The 22,519-nt window shown below is 33.7% G+C and carries 25 protein-coding genes; 22 read left to right on the top strand and 3 right to left on the bottom strand.

Annotation, left to right across the window (positions count from 1 at the left end; genetic code table 11):
• Window positions 1–38: 38 nt before the first annotated feature.
• From ACK1U5_RS07575 to ACK1U5_RS07555, 5 genes are all read left to right on the top strand, one after another.
• Window positions 39–995, top strand: coding sequence for a thymidylate synthase (locus ACK1U5_RS07575; protein WP_000679609.1), 957 nt, complete (start codon window positions 39–41; stop codon window positions 993–995).
• Window positions 996–1,014: 19 nt separating this feature from the next.
• A complete protein-coding gene (locus ACK1U5_RS07570; protein ID WP_000637206.1) occupies window positions 1,015–1,503 on the top strand; it encodes a dihydrofolate reductase in 489 nt (162 codons plus the stop codon).
• 155 nt (window positions 1,504–1,658) lie between these two features.
• Window positions 1,659–3,644, top strand: coding sequence for a penicillin-binding protein 3 (pbpC, locus tag ACK1U5_RS07565; RefSeq protein WP_098300082.1), 1,986 nt, complete (start codon window positions 1,659–1,661; stop codon window positions 3,642–3,644).
• A 239-nt stretch (window positions 3,645–3,883) separates the two neighbouring features.
• Entirely contained in the window at window positions 3,884–4,519 is a 636-nt protein-coding gene (locus tag ACK1U5_RS07560) for an FMN-dependent NADH-azoreductase (RefSeq protein ID WP_000170025.1), read from the top strand.
• 110 nt (window positions 4,520–4,629) lie between these two features.
• Window positions 4,630–5,349: a lysophospholipid acyltransferase family protein gene (locus ACK1U5_RS07555; protein WP_000616577.1), complete on the top strand. Its 720-nt coding sequence runs from the start codon at window positions 4,630–4,632 to the stop codon at window positions 5,347–5,349.
• Window positions 5,350–5,390: 41 nt separating this feature from the next.
• On the opposite strand, the gene trhA is transcribed toward ACK1U5_RS07555, so the two are convergent.
• On the bottom strand, window positions 5,391–6,047 hold the full coding sequence (gene trhA, locus ACK1U5_RS07550; protein WP_000136889.1) for a PAQR family membrane homeostasis protein TrhA: 657 nt from the start codon (window positions 6,045–6,047) through the stop codon (window positions 5,391–5,393).
• 213 nt (window positions 6,048–6,260) lie between these two features.
• On the opposite strand from trhA, the gene ACK1U5_RS07545 reads away from it, so the two are divergent.
• The 4 genes from ACK1U5_RS07545 (at window position 6,261) to ACK1U5_RS07530 (ending at window position 8,807) form a co-directional block, all read left to right on the top strand.
• The gene (locus ACK1U5_RS07545) at window positions 6,261–6,446 is read left to right on the top strand and encodes a twin-arginine translocase TatA/TatE family subunit (protein WP_000492443.1); all 186 of its coding nucleotides are present in this window, start codon (window positions 6,261–6,263) and stop codon (window positions 6,444–6,446) included.
• 42 nt (window positions 6,447–6,488) lie between these two features.
• The gene (tatC, locus tag ACK1U5_RS07540) at window positions 6,489–7,229 is read left to right on the top strand and encodes a twin-arginine translocase subunit TatC (protein ID WP_069604970.1); all 741 of its coding nucleotides are present in this window, start codon (window positions 6,489–6,491) and stop codon (window positions 7,227–7,229) included.
• A gap of 329 nt (window positions 7,230–7,558) precedes the next feature.
• Window positions 7,559–7,810 (top strand): DUF2535 family protein, encoded by a 252-nt coding sequence (locus ACK1U5_RS07535; protein WP_000629012.1) that lies wholly within the window; start codon window positions 7,559–7,561, stop codon window positions 7,808–7,810.
• Window positions 7,811–7,964: 154 nt separating this feature from the next.
• On the top strand, window positions 7,965–8,807 hold the full coding sequence (locus tag ACK1U5_RS07530) for a DegV family protein (protein ID WP_001169470.1): 843 nt from the start codon (window positions 7,965–7,967) through the stop codon (window positions 8,805–8,807).
• A 329-nt stretch (window positions 8,808–9,136) separates the two neighbouring features.
• Here ACK1U5_RS07530 and ACK1U5_RS07525 read toward each other — a convergent pair whose 3' ends face one another.
• Window positions 9,137–10,111, bottom strand: a complete 975-nt coding sequence (locus ACK1U5_RS07525) for an MBL fold metallo-hydrolase (protein ID WP_001129628.1) — start codon at window positions 10,109–10,111, stop codon at window positions 9,137–9,139.
• Between the two features lie 335 nt (window positions 10,112–10,446).
• Between ACK1U5_RS07525 and ACK1U5_RS07520 the strand changes: the two genes are divergently transcribed.
• Window positions 10,447–11,034: an SCO family protein gene (locus tag ACK1U5_RS07520; protein WP_000833331.1), complete on the top strand. Its 588-nt coding sequence runs from the start codon at window positions 10,447–10,449 to the stop codon at window positions 11,032–11,034.
• 34 nt (window positions 11,035–11,068) lie between these two features.
• On the opposite strand, the gene ACK1U5_RS07515 is transcribed toward ACK1U5_RS07520, so the two are convergent.
• On the bottom strand, window positions 11,069–11,536 hold the full coding sequence (locus ACK1U5_RS07515; RefSeq protein ID WP_016081782.1) for an Hsp20/alpha crystallin family protein: 468 nt from the start codon (window positions 11,534–11,536) through the stop codon (window positions 11,069–11,071).
• A gap of 217 nt (window positions 11,537–11,753) precedes the next feature.
• On the opposite strand from ACK1U5_RS07515, the gene asnB reads away from it, so the two are divergent.
• From asnB to ACK1U5_RS07455, 12 genes are all read left to right on the top strand, one after another.
• Window positions 11,754–13,655 (top strand): asparagine synthase (glutamine-hydrolyzing), encoded by a 1,902-nt coding sequence (asnB, locus tag ACK1U5_RS07510; RefSeq protein WP_000333816.1) that lies wholly within the window; start codon window positions 11,754–11,756, stop codon window positions 13,653–13,655.
• Between the two features lie 93 nt (window positions 13,656–13,748).
• Window positions 13,749–14,108, top strand: coding sequence for a GNAT family N-acetyltransferase (locus ACK1U5_RS07505; protein WP_000627522.1), 360 nt, complete (start codon window positions 13,749–13,751; stop codon window positions 14,106–14,108).
• Window positions 14,109–14,159: 51 nt separating this feature from the next.
• On the top strand, window positions 14,160–14,489 hold the full coding sequence (locus tag ACK1U5_RS07500) for a hypothetical protein (RefSeq protein ID WP_000200459.1): 330 nt from the start codon (window positions 14,160–14,162) through the stop codon (window positions 14,487–14,489).
• A 102-nt stretch (window positions 14,490–14,591) separates the two neighbouring features.
• Complete coding sequence (locus tag ACK1U5_RS07495; RefSeq protein ID WP_000779890.1) at window positions 14,592–15,578, top strand: N-acetylmuramoyl-L-alanine amidase; 987 nt, start codon at window positions 14,592–14,594, stop codon at window positions 15,576–15,578.
• A 239-nt stretch (window positions 15,579–15,817) separates the two neighbouring features.
• Window positions 15,818–16,780 carry an ABC transporter substrate-binding protein gene (locus ACK1U5_RS07490; protein WP_000581991.1) on the top strand — a complete coding sequence of 321 codons (963 nt, stop codon included), beginning with the start codon at window positions 15,818–15,820 and terminating at the stop codon, window positions 16,778–16,780.
• Window positions 16,781–16,911: 131 nt separating this feature from the next.
• Entirely contained in the window at window positions 16,912–17,787 is an 876-nt protein-coding gene (gene dat, locus ACK1U5_RS07485) for a D-amino-acid transaminase (protein WP_044584419.1), read from the top strand.
• Between the two features lie 98 nt (window positions 17,788–17,885).
• A complete protein-coding gene (locus tag ACK1U5_RS07480; protein ID WP_001105284.1) occupies window positions 17,886–18,533 on the top strand; it encodes a nitroreductase family protein in 648 nt (215 codons plus the stop codon).
• A 258-nt stretch (window positions 18,534–18,791) separates the two neighbouring features.
• Window positions 18,792–19,280: a hypothetical protein gene (locus ACK1U5_RS07475; RefSeq protein ID WP_000713496.1), complete on the top strand. Its 489-nt coding sequence runs from the start codon at window positions 18,792–18,794 to the stop codon at window positions 19,278–19,280.
• Window positions 19,281–19,405: 125 nt separating this feature from the next.
• Window positions 19,406–19,612: a hypothetical protein gene (locus tag ACK1U5_RS07470; protein ID WP_061139345.1), complete on the top strand. Its 207-nt coding sequence runs from the start codon at window positions 19,406–19,408 to the stop codon at window positions 19,610–19,612.
• A 250-nt stretch (window positions 19,613–19,862) separates the two neighbouring features.
• Window positions 19,863–20,411, top strand: coding sequence for a cysteine hydrolase family protein (locus ACK1U5_RS07465; protein WP_000816767.1), 549 nt, complete (start codon window positions 19,863–19,865; stop codon window positions 20,409–20,411).
• Between the two features lie 350 nt (window positions 20,412–20,761).
• A complete protein-coding gene (locus tag ACK1U5_RS07460) occupies window positions 20,762–21,199 on the top strand; it encodes an Hsp20/alpha crystallin family protein (RefSeq protein ID WP_001245052.1) in 438 nt (145 codons plus the stop codon).
• Window positions 21,200–21,491: 292 nt separating this feature from the next.
• On the top strand, window positions 21,492–22,385 hold the full coding sequence (locus tag ACK1U5_RS07455) for a mechanosensitive ion channel family protein (RefSeq protein WP_000055433.1): 894 nt from the start codon (window positions 21,492–21,494) through the stop codon (window positions 22,383–22,385).
• Window positions 22,386–22,519 lie beyond the last annotated feature (134 nt).

Raw genomic sequence — 22,519 nt, 5'->3', positions numbered from 1 at the left:
TAAATTCCATATACGATTGAAAGAAGGTTTTCCTACATATGAAACATGCTGAAAATGAATACTTAAATTTATGCCGCCATGTAATGGAACATGGTACGAAGAAAGAAGATCGTACAGGGACAGGAACGGTATCTGTATTTGGATATCAAATGCGTTTTGATTTGAGCAAAGGATTTCCTTTATTAACGACAAAAAGAGTACCATTTCGCCTTGTAGCAAGTGAACTACTTTGGTTTATGAAAGGTGATACAAATATTCGCTATTTATTGCAGCATAATAATAACATTTGGAATGAATGGGCTTTTAAGAGCTGGGTAGAAAGTGATGAGTATACTGGTCCTGACATGACTGATTTTGGTCTTCGCTCACAACAAGATGAAGAATTTAAAGTACAGTACGACGAGCAAATGGAATTGTTTAAAAAGAACGTTTTAGAAGATGATGAGTTCTCAAATAAATATGGTTATTTAGGAGACGTTTACGGTAAACAGTGGCGTGCTTGGAAAACGACCGCAGGTGAGACACTTGATCAATTAAAAGATGTAATTGAAATGATTAAAAAAACACCAGACTCACGTCGTTTAATCGTTTCTGCTTGGAATCCAGAAGATGTACCAAGTATGGCCTTACCGCCTTGTCATACGCTATTCCAGTTTTATGTAGCAGATGGAAAGCTTTCTTGTCAGTTATATCAAAGAAGTGGTGACATATTCCTTGGAATTCCATTTAACATTGCAAGTTACTCACTACTAACACATTTAATTGCACATGAATGCGGACTTGAAGTGGGAGAATTTGTTCATACAATTGGTGATGCACACATTTATACAAATCATTTTGAACAAGTAGAAAAGCAATTGGCACGTGAACCACGTCCATTCCCGAAACTTACATTAAATCCAGATGTGAAATCTGTTTTCGATTTTGAAATGGAAGATTTAACGATTGAAGGATACGATCCGCATCCAGCAATTAAAGCACCGGTTGCAGTATAATTGTAGAGGAGATGAAAAAATGATTGTTTCATTTATGGTCGCTATGGACGAAAATAGAGTAATTGGTAAAGATAATAATTTACCTTGGCGTTTACCGAGTGAATTACAATACGTGAAGAAAACAACGATGGGTCACCCGCTTATTATGGGAAGAAAGAACTATGAAGCGATTGGTAGACCACTGCCTGGAAGACGTAATATTATTGTAACTCGTAATGAAGGGTATCATGTTGAAGGTTGTGAAGTTGTTCATTCTGTAGAAGAAGTGTTTGAACTATGTAAAAATGAAGAAGAGATTTTTATTTTTGGTGGAGCGCAAATTTACGACCTCTTTTTACCTTATGTAGACAAGTTATATATAACAAAAATCCATCATGCATTTGAAGGAGATACATTCTTCCCAGAAATGGATATGACAAATTGGAAAGAGATTTTTGTAGAAAAAGGTTTAACGGATGAAAAAAACCCGTATACGTATTATTACCATGTATATGAGAAGCAACAATAATAAAAAAGATTGATGTGAGAATTCGCATCAATCTTTTTATTTATATTCACCAATATAAGTTTATAGATGAGATTCGATAGTGCTATAATGATAGGTAGCATGTAAAAATGCTAAAATTTTCAAAAGTACTAATATAGAAAGAGGAGGAGAATCGATTGAGAAAGATATGGGGGATTCTTTTTCTTTGCTTAACATTCATGTTAGTTGGATGTGGTAAAGAAGAAAAACCACAAGAAGCGTTTGATACATATGTAAAAGCGTGGAATAAACAAAAATTTGCAGATATGTATGATCAACTATCAAAAAATGCAAAAAAAGATATTTCAAAGAAAGAGTTTACTGAGAAATATGAAAAAATTTATTCTGGTATCGAAGTGAAAGACTTAAAGGTAGAAGCAGGGGAAGTAAAAGAAGATAAAAAAGATGAAGGCCCTGTTCCTTTTAAAGTAAGCATGGATACAGTTGGTGGTAAAATTACATTTGGTCATGAAGCAAAAATGGTGAAAGAAAAAGATGGAGATAAAGAATCTTGGAAAATAGATTGGACTCCTGATTTTATTTTCCCAGGTATGACGAAAGATAGTAAAGTGCGTATGCAGACAACACAGCCAAAACGTGGTGAAATATACGATCGTAATGGAAAAGGTCTTGCAACGAATGGGAAAGCTTCTGAAATCGGATTGATTCCTGAAAAGTTAGGCGATACTGCTCCGCAAACGAAAGAAACAGTAGCGAAGTTATTAAATATGTCTGTAGAAGAAATTGATCAAAAATTAGCTGCTAAATGGGTAAAACCAGGGTATCTCGTACCAATTGGAATTTTGCCTGAAGGGGCAACACAAAATACGTACATTGATTTACCAGGTGTTTCAACAAAACCTGTAAATGTTCGTACATATCCGTTAGGGGAAGCGGCAGCTCATCTGACTGGTTATATTGGAAAGGTAAATGCTGAAGATTTAAAAACGCTACAAAAGAAAGGCTATCAAGCTGATGACCCAGTTGGTAAAGCTGGTTTAGAGCAAGTATTAGAGGAAAAGTTACGCGGTAAAAAAGGTGGCCGTGTCTTTGTAGAAGATGCGCAAGGAAAAGAAATTAAAAACTTGGCAAAAACAGATGCTGTTGATGGAGAAAATGTAACTTTAACTATTGATAGTGCTGTTCAAGAAAAAACGTATAATGAAATGAAGGGCGAAGCTGGTTCAAGTGCAGCAATTAATCCGAAAAGTGGAGAAACAATTGCACTAGTAAGTAGTCCAGCATATGATCCTAATATAATTGCACGAGGGACATCGAAGGGACAACGCGAAGCTTGGAATAATGATCCGAAAAAACCAATGACAAATCGCTTTACACAATTGTCGGTACCAGGTTCTGTATTTAAACCTATTACAGCTGCAATTGGTCTTGAAACGAAAACGATTGATCCAAAAGAAGAGTTGAAAATTGAAGGATTAAAATGGACAAAAGATTCTTCTTGGGGTAATTACTATGTAACGCGTGTGAAAGATGCAAATCCGATTGATCTTGATAAGGCGATGAAATACTCGGATAATATTTACTTCGCACAAGAAGCTTTGAAAATTGGAAAAGACAAGTTTATGAGTGAAGCAAAAAAATTCGGATTCGATGAGAAACTACCAATTGAATATGGATTCCCTGCTTCTAAAATTGCAAATGACGGCATTAAAAATGATATTCAAATGGCAGATACGGGATATGGACAAGGACAAGTATTAATGACTCCTCTTCATTTAGCTTTAACGTATGCGCCAATTGTAAATGATGGAACGATTCCGTCACCGTATATTATTAAAACAGATAAACAACCAAAAGCTTGGAAAGAAAATGTAATTTCTAAAGGAAATCAGGATATATTAAAAACTGCAATGACGAAAGTAATTAATGATCCAGATGGTACAGGGAAAATTGCTAAAATTGATGGCATGACTCTTGCTGGAAAAACAGGTACAGCGGAATTAAAAGTATCAAAAGAGGCCGAAGGAAAAGAACTAGGTTGGTTCGCTGCATTTGATTTAAATTCCCCAGATATGGTCATTACAATGATGATTGAAGATGTAAAAGGTAGAGGCGGAAGTAATATTCCAGCTGAAAAAGTAAAACATGTATTTCAAAAATAATATGTAATAGTAGGCTATCTCTATAAGTTGTAGAGGTAGCCTTTTTATATGAAAGAGTTCTTAATATCTGTATACTGAATTTTAAGGAAACAAAGTAAATCTAACTTACGAAAAAAAAGTAGCTATTTTTTATTGACATTGATTAAAACTTTTTGTATTATACTTACATAAGGTAAGTTATTAACTTTTAAAAAACAAATCTTGAATTAAAGATAAAGAGAAAAAAGGGAGAGAATACAATGACAAAAGTACTATTTATCACAGCAAATCCAAATTCAGCAGAAGGTTCTTTCGGAATGGCAGTAGGGGAAGCTTTCATCGAAGCTTATAAAAACGAACATCCACAAGACGAAGTTGTAACAATTGATTTATTCAACACTACAGTACCAGCAATTGATGCAGATGTATTTGCTGCTTGGGGTAAATTTGCAGCAGGTGAAGGCTTTGAAGCTTTAACTGAAGTTCAACAACAAAAAGTAGCAGCAATGAACACAAACTTAGAAACATTTATGAATGCAGATCGTTATGTATTCGTAACTCCAATGTGGAACTTTAGCTATCCACCAGTAGTAAAAGCATACTTAGATAACGTAGCAATCGCAGGTAAAACATTCAAATATACTGAAAATGGTCCAGTCGGCTTATTAGAAGGTAAAAAAGCACTTCACATTCAGGCAACAGGTGGCGTATATTCTGAAGGAGCATACGCAGCTGTAGACTTCGGTCGCAATCACTTAAAGACTGTATTAGGATTTGTTGGTGTAAATGATACTGAATATATCGCAGTTGAAGGTATGAATGCAAACCCTGAAAAAGCACAAGAAATTAAAGAAGCAGCAATTGCTAATGCTCGTGAATTAGCAAAACGTTTCTAATATAGAATGCTTAAAAAGTCCGAACACTTGCTGTTTGGACTTTTTTTCTTCTTTTTCCTTCGTTTGTCTAGTATAATGAAGGTCGGAATGATAATAGGTGGGGGTTCTGTATGATTCAAACGTTTTTTAAAATCTTTTATTTAATTTTAATCGTAATTGCGATTACACCGAGAATGTGGCGTCTTAAAAGACAAGTAAATACGATGGCGCCAAAAGAAAAAGATAATGCTGTGTATAAAACGACAAATTGGTTTGGTAAGAAAATGGTACGTGTAGCTGGAGGGGCAGTAGAAGTGAAAGGACTTGAAAATGTTCCGAAAGACAAGCCAGTACTAGTTGTAAGTAATCACCAAAGTAATATGGATATCCCTGTTTTACTAGGTTACTTAAATAAACCAATTGGATTCGTTTCAAAAGCAGAGATTAAAAAGTTCCCAGTTGTACCAACTTGGATGGAACTTATGAATTGTGTATTTATGGATCGTAGCGATCGTCGTCAATCTCTTCAAGCGATTAAAGATGGAATTGAACTATTAAAGAATGGACATTCTATCGTAATTTTCCCTGAAGGAACGAGAAGTAAGGGTGGCGAAGTTGGAGAGTTTAAGGCTGGTAGTTTTCATCTGGCAGTAAAGTCAGGTGTAGCAATTTTACCTGTAACGTTAGATGGTACATATAAGATGTTTGAAGCGAATGGAAATCGTATGAAGCCAGCTCATGCAACAGTAACAATTTCTAAGCCGATTACACCTGAAGATTATGCGAATATGGATATTAAAGAATTAACGAAGCATACACAGGAAGTTATCGCATCACAATTACATAAGTAATAAAAAAGGATTCAGCTTACGATAAGCTGAATCCTTTTTTATTATGCTGTAGGTAAGACATAAAAGAGTACACAGAAGAACATCATCGCACTACCACCTAAAACGAACAGGTGCCATATAGCATGGTTGAAAGGTAGCTTTTCCCAAAGGAAGAATATAGCTCCGACAGAATATAAAATTCCACCTGCTAAAAGTAGTGAAAAACCATGTCCAGTTAGATTTTCATAAAGTGGTTTAATGGCAACGATTATGAGCCAACCCATAATGATGTAACATAAAGTTGAAGCCTTTATAAAGCGACGTACAAAGAAAATTTTGAAGACGATACCTCCGATTGCTAGTGTCCATATTATAGCAAGCAACGTCCATCCTAATGGGCCACGAAGTGTAATAAGTAGAAAAGGAGTATACGTGCCAGCAATCAATAAGTAAATGGCTGAATGATCTAAAATAGTAAATATTTTTTCTACTTTAGGATGATGAATGCTATGTAGCAATGTTGAAAACAAGTACAGTAAGAACATGCTTACACCATAAACAGTAAATGCAACTACAGCTGATGCGGTACCGTGCTTAGAAGCATGAATAATCAATATGATTAAGGCAGGGATGCTTAAAATGGCACCGATACCATGTGTAATTGCATTTGCAATTTCTTCTTTTACAAATTGAGTCATTCGTGTCATTTTTTCAGTCATAATGCAAATCCTTTCTACTATCATAAAATAATATGTCATTTCCCTTACCATATCATACACAAGAGCAATAGAAAATGAAATTTGTATAATTGATTATATTTTTGAATTTTTTTGACAAAAGACAATGGATTTGTTGACGTTTTCAAACTTTTTTGACAAAATAAAATTATGTAATAGTAGGACAAGGAAACTACTAATAAAGGGGATGGGGAAATGTTTTCAAATATTGGCTTTCCAGGGTTAATTTTAATTTTAGTAGCAGTACTCATTTTATTTGGACCTAAAAAATTGCCGGAAATCGGGAAGGCTTTAGGAGAAACGTTAAAAGAGTTTAAAAAATCAACGAAAGAATTGACAGATGACGCATTTCAAGAAAAGGAAAAGAAAGAAAAAATGTAGTGTATTTTCCTTGTAATGGATAAATAAAGTGTGGTGAACGAGATGGAAGATCGGGAAATGAGCGTAGTAGAACATATTGTTGAGCTTCGAAAAAGAGTAATATATACGGTGTTATCCTTTGTACTATTTTTAATTATTGGATTTACTTTTACAAAGGATATTTATTTTTGGCTTGTAAAAGATTTACCAATGAAATTAACTGTTCTCGGTCCAAGTGATGTATTGTGGATTTTTTTCTCGATTGCTACAGTATTTGCTATCGTTTGTACAATTCCTTTTGCTGCTATACAAATTTGGTTATTTGTAAAACCGGGTTTACATCCAAATGAACAAAAGATGACAATAATGTATATACCGGTATTGTCTATATTATTTCTCGCAGGTTTATGTTTTGGATATTTCATTGTAATGCCGTTTCTATTTCACTTTTTAACTACGATAGGTAATGAAATGTTTAATACGATGTTTACGACAGAAAAGTATTTTCATTTTGTACTTAATTTAACAGTTCCATTTGCTGTGATTTTTGAATTGCCAGTCGTTGTAATGTTTTTAACTAGTATTGGAATACTTACGGCGGAATTTTTAATAAAAATAAGAAGGTATGCTTACGTAGCATTAATTATCATTGCATCTTGTATATCACCGCCAGACTTTTTATCTCATAGTTTAGTTGCAGTGCCGCTTATTTTTATTTATGAAGTAAGTATTGCGTTATCAAAGGTTGTTAGTAAGAGGAAAAAGAAAAGAGAAGAAATGCAGTCGAAAAGTGCCTCGTTATAAAGGCACTTTTTTATTTATTTGTTATACTATAGCTATAAACGTATACAATATATAGAAGAAAAAAATTATAGAATCTCCAAAATTTAGACAAACTTTGCGCTTTTATAAGCTTATACTAAATGTATTAAACAATTGATGGATAATGAGATTCCCGTCTCAGAGATATTTAGGACGGGAAGGTGAATTAGGTGGAGATGAATAGAGTATAAATCTTCTAGCCATAAGGACTACAGAAATCATATAAGTCTGATTTTACTCCACTTTAAACAACGTGTTACAGCGCAAAGTAGAGGAAGTTCAAAAATCCAATGAAAAAGAGGATTGATATTGTGATTACGAAAAGTTTTTATTTCACTCATTCAACAGGGGATTGCATTAAAATATTCGAAATCCCTGTCCTACAGGCACAGCATCCATTATCGTTTCTAATTCAGTCTCGTCTTCAATTATTTATTGCAAAAATTCAAAAACAAAAACACCCAAGATTTTCGTATTCTTTCCGTGAATATTTACAAAATTGTTTGAAGTGGAATGATTATTTAAATGTATATAAAACAAATACCCTTGAAAAAAATGCATGATACGAAGTACGGACAGGGTTAGTAAACTCTGTCTTTTTCATTTTAGATATGAAAATATAATTAATTTGATGAAATTTCGTTCCAAATTGTTGAAAGCAATGGGAATACTAGTATAATAACAAGGAGAGCGTATTGGAAAGGGAAGAAGTATAGTATGCAAAAAATTAAAATTGTAACAGATTCAACGGCAGATTTATCACAAGACGTAATCGAAAAGTATGACATTCATGTTTTACCATTATCAATCTCTGTAAATGGACAAACATATTTAGATCGCGTTGATTTACAACCTGACGAATTTATTGAAGAAATGATTAAATCAGAGGAATTACCAAAAACATCACAACCAGCTATGGGTACATTTGTAGAAATGTATGACAAGCTAGGGGAAGATGGAAGCGAAGTCCTTTCTATCCATATGACAAGTGGAATGAGCGGTACTGTAGCAACTGCAAATAGCGCTGCATCAATGACTGATACAAAAGTAACAGTTGTTGATTCTCAATTTATTACACATGCTTTAGCATATCAAGTAATTGAAGCTGCCAAAATGGCAAATGACGGACGCTCACTAGAAGAAATTTTAAAACGTGTAGATGAAGTAAGAAAGAATACTCGTTTATATGTAGTAGTGGATACATTAGAAAACTTAGTGAAGGGTGGACGTATCGGTAAAGGAAAAGCGTTTATCGGTTCGCTACTTAATATAAAGCCGATTGCTAGTCTTGAAGACGGTGTTTATAATCCTGTAACGAAAGTTCGTAGCCAAGGCCAAATTGTAAAAACATTAGCTAAGTTATTTGAGCAAGATACGGCTGGAAAAGTCGTAAAAGCTGTTGCAATTCCGCATGCGAAAGCAATTCCTTTAGCTGAAAGTATGAAAGCGGCGGTTGAAAAAGTGAGTGGATTTGCTCAATCAGAAATTTTCTACACAACGCCTATTATTAGTACTCATACAGGTCCGGGCGCAATCGGATTTATGTATTTAGCAGAGTAATAAAAAAGCTACTTGAAAATATATTTCAAGTAGCTTTTTTATGTAAATAGAAAGTAAGAAATAAGAAGAGCTACACAGGCACTACCGCTAATGATATAGCGAGTCTGTAAATATTCATTCATAGAAAACACCCTTTATCCCGCTATTTGCGGACAGTAAAACTCTCTACCTCAAATTTAGCTGGAGCAAAGAGGTTAGGTAGCGGGCTGCCCGTAAAAGCTTGATTGATGAAGGCAAATAATCAGTGGGGATGAAGAAATCCCACTAATTAAAGTTTCACTATAGGATTTTCTATATTATATGTTGGATATAGAAAATCAGTCATTACGTTACACATGTAAAGTTTCAATTTTTTCGTTTATTTGCTTATCATTTGTTGCGTTACTATAAATAAAAGTTTGACCTAAAAAGAGTACATGCAGTTGTTCCCACGGTAACATGCGCAAATTCCAATTATTTCGAAGTCTAGTTATTGCTTCACGAGGTGTTTCATCGGCGAGTGCAAAAGCTCCGTAATGCATTGGTATAAAATGTGTAGCGTTTAAATCTAAATAAGCTTGCACGGCCTCTTCAGGTGAAACATGAGATACTTTCATAAACCATTCTGGTTCATAAGCGCCAATGGGCATAAGAGCAATATCAATTAAAAAGCGTTCACCAATTTCTTTGAAACCTTGGAAATAGCCACTGTCGCCACAAAAATATATGGTTTCCATAGTCGTTTCATTATCAATAATCCATCCGCCCCAGTGAGACGTATTCATATCAAATAAGAATCTTCTCGTCCAGTGCTGAGCAGGTACGAAGTGAAAAGAAACTTCGTTAATTATCGTACTTTCCCACCATTTATACTCTTCTACATGTTTAAATTTCTTACGAGTAAATAATTTTTTTAATCCAATAGGTACAAGATATAGAACATCATCATTCAACTGACGAAGAGTTGAAAAATCTAAATGATCATAATGACCATGTGAAATAAGGACAATATCAATTTTAGGTAGTGCTTCTATAGAGAGTCCAGGTTCTGTAAGTCTTGGAACTAGCTTTAATTTATTAGCCCATACTGGATCTGTTAATATATTAAGTCCATTCGTTTGGATAAGAAAAGTGGAATGCCCAATCCATGTGATAGTCGTTTTTTCAACATTACTTTGCAAAAATGCACTTTGTTTAACGGGTGATTGTTCTACTAAGAAAGAAAAATCTTTTTTGTTTTGCTTTCGTTCTTTACGCCAGCGTAAAAAAGAGCGAATTGATTTTTTTGTACTAACATTATCCATATTTTCATAGCGCTTTGCCATGAACATCACCTCATTTAAAATCGTTGTATTTGTATTGTACCGAAATGTTGTTAAGGAATACAGTGTAAAACATGGATTAATGTTTAAGGAATTGTTAAAAAATAGGGAGAGGTATTTACAAAAGTAACAATGAAATTAGTTTTATCACTTTTATTTAGAGAAATAATAGTAAAAAAATATATTTTGTCTAGTAATTCGCTTGAAATAAAGAAGTAACATACGTAAATTCGTACGATTTCGTGAACAAATGTAGTAAACAATTTTCTCGTAGTGTTAACTTTTGTTATTATAAACATAACCTATTTAAATTTAGGATAGAGAAAAGAGGTTTATAAATGAAGCGTTATCAAAAAATAATTGGTCTTATGGTTGTATTTTGTCTCTTTGTACTTGCTGGATGTAGTGAATCAGGTTCAAAGCTTCGTAAACCATTAAATTGGGATTTAGAAACCTTCCAATTTACAAATCAAGATGGAAAGAAATTTGGTACAAAAGATTTAAAAGGGAAAGTTTGGGTTGCAGATTTTATGTTCACAAATTGTCAGACAGTTTGTCCACCAATGACTGCAAATATGGCCAAGCTTCAAAAGATGGCAAAAGAAGAGAAATTAGACGTTCAGTTTGTTTCATTTAGTGTAGATCCAGACCTTGATAAGCCAGAAAATCTGAAAGCTTTTATTCAAAAGTTTACAGAGGATACTAGTAACTGGAATTTATTAACGGGGTATTCGTTAGAAGATATTACAAAGTTTTCAAAAGATAATTTCCAATCACTTGTTGATAAGCCGGAGAACGGTCAGGTCATGCATGGGACATCATTTTATTTAATTGATCAAAACGGAAAAGTAATGAAAAAGTATAGTGGCATTAGTAATACGCCATACGAAGACATTATACGTGATATGAAGCGATTAGTGGGTTAAAAATAAGGGTGCATAGCACCCTTATTTTTTTGTATTAGTCTATCGATAAAATGTCATGTTGCTGGGGAAGTTTCGGCGCACGAATTTCTAATACGCCGTTTTGATAAGAAGCTTTTGCCGCTTTTTTATTAATTGAATACGGCAATTTAATCAATCTTGATGCTTCTGAAATGGAACGTTCTCGGCGATAATAGTTATGGGATGTTTGTTCTTCTTCTTCTTCTTCAAGTATCTCTTCTTTTACAGAGACTTTTAAGTATTCACTTTGTATTTCAATTTGGATTTGTTCTTTTTGTATACCTGGTAGTTCAGCTGTAACAACGAGTTCTTCACCAACTTCATATAAATCTACAGGGAATGTTAATAAACGGTTTCCTTTTTGGAAAAAATGATTTAAATCAGCGATTACATTGCGAAGAGGTGTTTGCTCGAAGAAATCATCAATTTGCTTTAAGTAATTACGAACCGGTGGGCGAGAAGAATCTTTTTTTTCTTCACTCATGGTATTCCCTCCTAGAAATCAATTTGCAATATCATATGACAAAAGCGGAGAAAGGTGAGTGCCTAGTTTTCATGTTTTCATAAAAAATTGTTAAAAATGTGAAATGGAGTGATTTTTTTATAGTTTTTGGTCGCCATATTCAGTTGATTATGCTAGTATAAATAGGGTTGATATAGTAGTATAGAGACAGAATGAAAACTGAAAGAGGGTAAGAAGTATGTGTGGTTTTGTAGGATGTTTATGTGAAAACCCTAGAGAGTTTTCAGAAACAGAAAAACATCAATTTGAAAATATGAACACGATGATTTTCCACCGTGGTCCAGATGACGAAGGATATTTTCGTGATGAACATGTACAATTTGGCTTCCGCCGTTTAAGCATCATTGACTTAGAGGCAGGACATCAGCCGCTAACTTATGAAAATGATCGATATGTAATTATTTTTAATGGTGAAATTTACAACTATGTAGAATTACGTGAAATGTTACTTGAAAAAGGTGCAACGTTTGCAACGCAATCTGATACAGAAGTTATCATTGCATTGTATGCACATATGAAAGAAAAATGTGTAGACTACCTTCGTGGTATGTTTGCATTTATGATTTGGGATCGTGAGGAAAAGAAACTTTTCGGTGCACGTGACCACTTCGGTATTAAACCTTTATACATTGCACAACAAGGTGATACTACATTCTTCGCATCTGAGAAGAAAAGTATTATGCATGTGATGGAAGATAAAGGCGTTAATCCAACGTCACTACAACATTACTTTACGTACCAATATGGTCCAGAGCCAGAAACGTTAACAATTGATGTTAATAAAATCGAGCCTGGTCATTATTTCGTAAAAGAAATCGGTAAAGAGATGGAAATCCATCGCTACTGGAAACCTTATTTCAACGCTTCAAGTGCAACGAAAGAGGAGCATATCCAAGCAATTCGTGATGTGTTATATGATTCAGTAAAAGTGCATATGCGTAGTGATGTACCAGTAGGTTCATTCTTATCTGGTGGTATCGATTCATCTATCATCGCTTCTATCGCAAGAGAAATGAATCCAAATCTTTTAACATTCTCTGTTGGTTTTGAGCAACGTGGTTTCAGTGAAGTTGATGTTGCGAAAGAAACTGCTGAGAAATTAGGCGTTAAAAACCATAACGTATTCATTTCAGCGAAAGAATTTATGGATGAGTTCCCAAAAATCATTTGGCATATGGATGATCCTTTAGCTGATCCAGCAGCTGTACCATTGTACTTCGTTGCGAAAGAAGCACGTAAACATGTAACAGTTGTTCTTTCTGGTGAAGGCGCAGACGAGCTATTTGGTGGTTATAACATTTACCGTGAGCCAAACTCACTAAAAATGTTCTCTTACATTCCTAGCCCAGGTAAGAGCGTTCTAAAAGCATTAAGTGGTGCTCTTAAAGAAGGATTTAAAGGTAAGAGCTTCCTAGAGCGTGGATGTACACCAATTGAAGAGCGTTACTATGGAAATGCTAAAATCTTCCGTGAAGAAGAAAAAGCTGAATTAATGAAGTATTACAATGAAAGTGTTAACTATATGGATATCACGAAACCATTGTATAACGAGATTAAAGATTATGATGATGTAAGTAAAATGCAGTACATTGACATGTTCACATGGCTACGCGGTGACATTTTATTAAAAGCTGATAAAATGACAATGGCAAACTCATTAGAACTTCGTGTACCGTTCTTAGATAAAGAAGTATTCGATGTTGCATCTAAAATTCCAACTGAATTTAAGATTGCTAACGGAACTACGAAAGCTATTTTACGTGAAGCAGCACGCGGAATCGTTCCAGATCACGTATTAGATCGTAAAAAACTTGGATTCCCAGTACCAATTCGTCACTGGTTAAAAGACGAAATGCATGATTGGGCTATAAATATTATAAACGAAAGTAAGACAGAGCATTTAATCGACAAACAGTATGTATTAAACTTACTGGAAGCACATTGTGCAGATAAAGGCGATTATAGCCGTAAAATTTGGACTGTACTTGCGTTTATGGTATGGCACCAAATTTATGTTGAGCATAAATACGATACGAATAAGTTCCATGAAGAAACAAAACGTGCGTATAGCTTAGTTTAATTAGAAAAACCTTAAGATCGCATACGGTCTTAAGGTTTTTTTCATAAATAGGAAGTATTATTGATACAATAATAGTAAAAGGATGGACAACATATGATTACGTTTGAGAAAGTTACTGTAGAAAATGAAAGCGTTGTTAAAGAAATGTTTAAATCGCATAGTTTAGGTGAGAAAAAGGTACAGTACTGTGTGAAAGTTGATGATACATATATTGGTGTAATAGATTATAGTGTACAAGAGGAACGGGCTGTTTTATCACAGCTAATTATTCATTTTGATTACCAAGGTTACGGTTATGGTACAAATACGTATTTTACATTTGAAGAAATGATGAAACAAAGAAATGTGAAAGAAATAAAAGTGCTACAAGAGAAATTAACAGAAAAGGCGAAGTCTTTCATAGAGAGTTTTGGTTTTGCTTCAGAAGATGAAGAGTATGTAAAGAAAATATAACGATGATTATTTATGCGATACAATAAATATAAGGCAGGTGGATGTATGACGATGACTTCTGGTCTTGTATTAATTGGAGGGTGCTTTATAGTAGCAGAATTATGTCATATAATCATTCGGAAAAGAATGAGTAAGAAAAAAAAGCCGTATGAATTACAATACATCCCTGTCTTTTTCATTATGTTTTGTATGCTTAGTACATTACAAAATTTAATGAACTTTCCACCACTTGTAAATGTTTTTTTAAAGTTTGGTTTACTTTATAGTGGTGTTGGAATAGCACTTTTATTTATTTTATTTTGCATACGTTATGTTCACTATCAATCGTATATATTTATTTTAAATTGGTTAAAGCAAGATGATAGAAACCGCCTTACATAAGGCGGTTTTTTTATTTGCAATTGTAACAGAACCTGTACATTTCACATAAAATAGGACGAGTAGAAATGCAAACATATTACAAGAAAGGGGCGGGGCAATAAAATGAAACTTGTTATAGACGCAGGGCACGGTGGATATGATTCTGGTGCTGTTGGTAATGGTTTAGTAGAAAAAAACTTAACACTTCAAATTGCTAGACGCGTTCGAGACATTTTAACGGTAAATTACCCAATTACAATTAAAATGACACGTGATAGTGATGTGTTTATTTCTTTATCGGAACGTGCTAATATTGCTAATGCTTTCAGTGCGGATTATTTTATTTCATTTCATATTAATAGCGGCGGGGGTACAGGTTTTGAAAGTTATATTTATAATGCGTTATCCAATAGCAGCACTGCATATGCAAAGCAACAAAAAATGCATACAGCTGTCAATCCTGTATTAACAAAATATGGTCTTCGTGATCGAGGAGCAAAAAAAGAAAATTATGCGGTATTAAGAGAAACCGCAATGGATGCAATTTTAACTGAGACTGCTTTTATTGATACAGCGTTTGATGCAAATTTATTAAAAAATCCACAATTTATTGAAGATCTAAGTCAAGCGTATGCAAATGGAATAGCAGCTATTTTTGGAGTAGCTCCAAATCCACAACCTCCTAACCCACAACCGACACCTCAAACGAAGGGAATCGCTTATATTCTTGGGAAAAATGTAAATTTAAGAAATGGTCCATCAACTTCTTCCTCAGTTATTCGTCAATTAAATTCTCCAGAATCTTACGTTGTATATCAGGAAAGTAACGGATGGCTAGATTTGGGGAATGGACAATGGGTGTATAATGATCCTTCGTACATTAATTTTGTAAAGACAAGCAATAGTGATGGAAGCCCGATTGGGGTTGCATATATACAAGGGATGAATGTAAATTTAAGAAGTGGTCCATCAACTACATCTGCAGTTATCCGCCAATTAAATTCTCCAGAATCTTATTTAGTATATATAAATGAAAATGGTTGGTTAAACCTTGGTGGAAATCAGTGGGTATATAATGACCCAGCGTATATTAAATATACTCAATATTAGGAATTAAAATGATAATGCAATATGGATGCGTATCCTTGTTATGTATAACAAGGATGCGCATTTTAATAACAACATTTATTTTCATACTTATGCACTATATTTTAAAAAGAAACATTAGAAAAGCGGATAGAATCTAAAAAGTATATATTAAAAAAGTTTTCTTATATACATTGACAATGTATGTAAGATACATTAATCTTTAAATGTTAATGATAATCGATTTCATCTAGGGAGGACATATGATACATACTAAAAAACTAATTATGTTCTGCATTATGATACTCATGGTTGTAATTGCAGGATGTAGTAAAGAAGAGAAAAAAGAAAATAATATATCAGCGAAAGCAAAAGATTCATATACGGTAAAGCATGCAATGGGTGAAACGACAGTAAATGGTACACCTAAAAAAGTTGTTGTTTTAACAAATGAAGGCGCAGAGGCTCTCCTAGCTGTGGGCGTAACGCCAGTGGGGACTACGAAACCACGTGCTGGTGATGAATGGTATCCTCATTTAGCGAAAGAGTTAAAAAACACGGAAGTTGTAGGAACTGAACGTGATATTAATTTAGAGGCTGTAATGAAGCTTAAGCCAGATTTAATTATCGGAAATAAAATGCGTCATGAAAAAATATATGATCAGCTAAAAGAAATCGCACCAACTGTTTATGCAGAAACATTACGCGGTGATTGGAAAGAAAACTTTACACTTTATACAAAAGCTGTAAATAAAGAAAAAGAAGGGCAAAAAGCTCTTGATGATTATAAAAAACGCATTGAAGGAATGAAAGAGAAGTTAGGCGATAAATTGAATTCTAAAGTTTCTATTATTCGTTTCGTGCCAGGTGATGTTCGCATTTATCAAAAAAACTCATTCTCGGGCGTTGTTTTAAATGATATTGGATTTAAACGACCACCATTACAAGATAAAGATGATTTTGCGATAAAAGGAATTACAAAAGAGCAGATTCCAAATATGGACGGAGACTACTTATTCTATTTCACGTCTGATAAAGATGCAGATAAGAATAATGAAGGAAATTCGTTAGCGAAGGAATGGACAGAAGATCCACTCTTTAAGCAACTACAGGCTTCTAAAAATAATAAAGTATTCCAAGTAGATGAAGTGATTTGGAATACAGCAGGTGGTATTGTAGCTGCAAATCTTATGTTAGATGATATTGAAAAATATTTTCTGAAGTAAATGAATAGTCGAGTGCATCCCTTTAAATAAGTGATGCACTTTTTTGTTTGTTAAAATACAGAAAATTCCTTCTTTTGAGTGTAGATAAGTTGTACAATTAAAACAATCATGTGATAAAGGAGTGGGGAAGAATGAAAGCTACTCATAAAGATTGGATTTTATTTAACGGAAGAATTGTAAATACGAAGGAAGAACAGCCGATGATTCCATTAGAGGAGAGAGGCTTTCAATTTGGTGATGGTATATACGAGGTATTCAGACTATATGACGGGAAGCCACATTTATTAGATTTACATTTAGAACGATTCTTTAACTCTATGGCAGAAATAAAACTAATTCCACCATTTACGAAGGAAGAATTAGTAGAAGAGTTATATCAAATGATTGAAAAAAATCAGTTTCAAGAAGATGGGAATGTATATTTACAAATATCAAGAGGTACACAACCGCGCAATCATGTATATGAATCAGATTTACAACCGACATATTTTGCAAATCTTGTTTCGTTCCCAAGACCAGTTGCTTCAATGGAGGCAGGGATTAAGGTGACAGTAGAAGAGGACATCAGGTGGAAGTTTTGCCATATAAAATCTTTAAATTTGCTTCCTAATATCATGATCAAAAACAAAATAAATGAACAAGGGTATCAAGAAGCAATATTAGTACGAGATGGTATTGTGACCGAAGGGTGTCATTCCAATTTCTTTATCGTGAAGAATAATAAGTTGATTACACATCCAGCGGATTATTTCATTTTACATGGTATTACACGTCACTACGTAATTACATTAGCGAAAGAGTTACATATCGATGTAGAGGAACGAGAGTTTTCATTACAAGAAGTATATGACGCTGAGGAGTGCTTTTTTACAGCGACGCCACTTGAAATATTCCCAGTCGTTCAAATTGGTGATGAACAGTTCGGGGCTGGTGAAAGAGGACCAATTACGAAAAAACTACAAGCTGCATACGAAGAGAGTATTCGTTTGTTTAAAGTGACAAATTAATCATGAAGAAAAAAGCTGGTATTCTTCCGGCTTTTTTTCATGATATAATTCAAGCATAGGACAAGTTTTGAAAACGCTGTAAAAAGGGGATTTAATATATGAATTATGAAGATTTTAAAGAAGTAATTCACGGAAGACGAAGTGTTAGAAAGTTTACAGATCAAGAAGTATCTACTAATGATATAAAAGAAATAATTGATTGTGCTCGTTACGCACCGAGTGATACGAATTCACAAACGTGGGAATTCTTAGTTATCATGAATCGAGAGAAGATTAAAGAAATTGAACAAATGACATGGGATGCATTACATAAACTTGCGGCAAAAGCAGCAGAAAATGGAGAAGAGAAAGCAGGGAAATTACTTACACGTTCTTTCGGACCATATGCAACAGCTTTCTCGGAGGCACCAGTATTAATCGTATGTTTGGCAACACCATATGAATCAAAGTTCCGTGAAAAGATATTTGATCCAATTGCTTTTGTTCCAGATTCAGTTTGGGAAGAAGAAGGCATTAAGAGTAGCTGTTTAGCGGCACAAAACTTAATGTTAGCTGCACATGCAAAGGGACTTGGTACTTGTCCAATGACAGGGCCAGTATTGCTAGCTCAAGATGAACTGCGCCAATATTTACAAATTGAGCCTGAAAAACAAATAAATATGGTTATTTCACTCGGATTTCCGAAAGATAAACCGAAGAAACTTCCAAGAAAAGAAGTAGATGAGATTACAACGTTTGTTTTTTAATTGCTGTATAGAAAAGACATTGAACTAACAATGTCTTTTTATTTTTGAGGGTATGTAATTCATATGTTGGGCTAAAATGATAGATAAGAGGGAATTACTATTTATTTCATAAAAAAAATTAATGTTCTATTAAGGAAAGTATGATACATTAATCGTGAGCAAGATTCTATTTGTTCATGAAAGTGTTGAAAGTAGTCTCAAAATTTAAAAGTTATTTTTGTATAATAAATTATAATGAAGTTACAGGGGGGATGAATTTTGAAAAAATTCATAATCACTGGATTGTCTGTATTGTTATTAGTTGGTTGCGGTGCTCCACAGGAAAAAGAGGACGCGCAATCAAAACAGGAAGAACAAGTTGTAAACGCAAGTGATGAGAATATGGTTGTATTTCCTGAAGGAGCAATGTCAATTGGAGAAGGGAAAGTAAAAGTTATTACTCCAGATGGTACTTCTGAAAACGGCAATATACCGACTGTATTCATCAAAAAGGATACGTTAATTCAGCAAGTTGAATTAGAACTTTCTAATTTTCAAAGTGATAAAGAAACATTCGTATTTGTAGATCAAATGTATACAGATAAACATCAAGTAACTAGTACAACGCAGACAACAGTGCAGTTAAAAGAAAAAACGCTGGAAACAGGTAGTCATACAATTACTGCAGTTCAGTATGAAAACAATGACCCGAAAGGAAAGGTTATTAGTTTTAATCAAGCAACATTTGAGACAAAACCTGCGTCTTAACAAGAATAAAAAGTACATTACTCAAAAAGTAGTGTGCTTTTTTGTTTGGACTAGAGTGTGCAAGAGTGAATAACTTATTTCATTTTCTAATACGATTAAATAGGAAGTAATCACTTGTTACTACTATGACAGAGAAAGAGGTTGAAGATGTGAATCGGTGTATTCGTATCGTCTTGATTAGTATGATGATGGCAGTATTTTGGTTTACGATACAAGAGATGATTCAAGCTACGCTCAATTATCAAATTCATGACTTATCAATAGGAGCTATTTGTTTTACCATTGTTTATCTATTATATCTCGCACTAACGGGCAGTAAGACCTTACCTTAAAACTCGGTATAGGTGAGGAGATTAGGTGGGAGATCAACTGCCTGTAAATGCACGATTGATGAGGGCTGATAATCATTGGAGATGAACAAACTCTCCAATGATTAAAGTTTCACTTTATGATAAACTCGGATTAAGGTGAGTTTTGCAAGAAAAATGTAGGTATTTCATTTGAAATGTCGAATAGTACATACGATGTCGTAATAACAAATTTTCTATTGTTTACTGTGAAACAGGAGAAGGAGAGATAGTAATGAAACGAGCTCTTATAAATATTGATTATACATATGATTTTGTAGCTGAGAAAGGCGCTTTAACATGCGGGAAACCAGGACAGGAAATTGAGAAGGAAATTGTACATATAACGAAGCAATATATTGAAAATGGAGATTACGTTGTCTTTGCTATTGATAAACATGAAGAAAATGATGTATATCATCCAGAATCAAAGTTATTCCCGTCTCATAATATAGCTGGTACAAGTGGAAGAGATTTGTTTGGTGAATTACAAGATGTGTACGAAACATATAAAAATGCAGAGAATGTATATTACATGGATAAAACACGGTATAGTGCATTTGCTGGAACGGATTTAGAGATGAAGCTAAGAGAAAGAGGAATTGAAGAGGTTCATCTTGTAGGGGTATGTACTGATATTTGTGTTCTTCATACAGCAGTAGATGCGTATAATAAAGGGTTTAAAATTGTTGTTTATGAAAAGGCAGTTGCATCTTTTAATGCGCAAGGACATGAATTTGCACTTGGACATTTTAAGTCATGCTTACATGCAGAAGTGAAGTGAAAAAAGAGGCCTTTAAAAAAGGTCTCTTTTATTTGTCCTTGTTCATTGAAAACAGCTACCGCAACGCCTAATAAATTGAGTGGTCTTGATCCGACAACTTTTCTAAGTTCTTCAATATATCCCATTGTATGTAACCTCCGTAAGAAAAAATAAGAGCAAATAAACTATTCGTTATTATGTAAATATATTCCTCTTTATAAGGGGAGAGAAGACATATAACTTATTTGTGTTATTTGGTAAAATATACATCAAAAAAGGTCAAACAAAACCTTTGACCTTTTTTGACCAAATGTTATAATAAAGGCAGAAAGAGATAATCTTTCATTCATAAATAATAAGGAGGAAAAAATATGCGTAATTTATTTCCAGAGATAACAAAACGTCAAAATGGTATTTTTGATTTTGGGCCTTCTTTATTAGAAGGGATGACAGATGCTTTCTTTAAGCCACTGAACATGGATACTTTTAAAGTAGATGTTCATGAGCAATCTGATAAATATACTGTGAAAGCAGATTTACCAGGTTTTCAAAAAGAAAACATTCAAGTTGATTTTGAACAAGATGTATTAACGATTCAAGCAACTAACCATAATGAAGTAGAAGAAAAAAATGAGAATGGCACATATATTCGTAAAGAACGTTCTATAGGTTCTGTAACTCGACGCTTTAGTTTTAAACAAGTTGAGGAAGAAAATGTTAGAGCAAATTATAAAGATGGCGTACTGACAATAGAATTACCAAAACTGAAAGAAGAAAAAAACAGTAAGACAACAATTAACATCGAATAAAAGAGCTGATGATTTCAGCTCTTTTTTGTACTTAGTTAATAAATTAATTGAAATCGTAATGAGTAGAATAAAGTTGTAATATTAAAAAATCACTATTAGCTCCCTTTAGATTATTAAAAAGGGTATATTTAAAGGGACAGGAAAAAGAACAGCTAGACATACTGTTTAAAGTGAATTAGTAATAGAGTCAAAATACATAGTAAGGGTAGTGGCATTTAAGATTAGGATAATAGATTTTTCTGGAACAAACTTAGGCGATTATGAATTTTTTAATTAGTAAGGAAGTGGTTAAATGAGCTTATTAACGTATACGGAAGAATTTTTTAATTATGTACGAGAGTTTTTACTTTTAAGATTTTTACTATTTGCTTTAGTTTTAATCATTATTTCTTTTGTAATAAACCGTATTATTGATTGGTTTTTTAGGAAATCAAGCTTTTTTGATGAAGAGGTAGAGCAGACAATTCAAAGTGTAATTCGATCTATTTTTAGATATATCATTATCATCAGTCTTATCATATATTTAATTAGCCAATTTGTAGATATAAAAAGTATTATTGCAGGTGCAGGGATAGCTGGAGTTGTCATCGGTTTTGCTGCACAACAGATGCTAAAAGATGTTATATTAGGCTTTGCAAGATTAGCGGACAAAGAGTTTCGGGTTGGTGATTTTGTAACTTTTAACGGAACAAATTCAGGAACTATTGAAGAGATTAGTATTCGTTTTATGCAAATTCGTGAATGGTCAGGAAAACTACTTACCATCCCGCACGGAGAGATTAGAACGATACAAAATTTTAATAAAGGATGGATGCGTGTAATTGAACGCATCACGGTAAGTTATCAGGAAGATCCAACAAGAGTGAAGGAATTGTTAGAAGAAGTATGTGTTATATGCAATGAAAAATTGAATCAAACTCTTTATAGAGTAGAGGATGAGGCTGTTGAACCATTTAAATACGTCGGTGTTACAGACTTAAATCCTAACTTGAAATATGTTGGCTATGAATTTTGTATTACAGGTTTAATAAAGCCAGAAGATTATTTTGAAACTTCTAGACAAGTAAGATTTGAATTAATGTCTATGTTCCATAAAAATCAAGTGCAAATGCCAGCAGCGAATATGGTTGTTACTACTGAAGGTTTACAGCATATCCATGGTGGACAATCTTTATCGGACAACTAAAGTAGAATCGTTTGTTAACAAAAATTCTGCTTCCAACATTGGATAGAATAACAATAATAAAATGATTGATATAAAGAAAGGGCTGAAGGAATTCGGTTCTTTTTTTATTTATAGAATTTAGAAATTTCTTAATG

It is taken from the genome of Bacillus sp. XB1 (assembly GCF_053557995.1).
The sequence above is the reverse complement of the archived record's forward strand: the minus strand, read 5'-3'. Positions and strand labels throughout refer to the sequence as shown.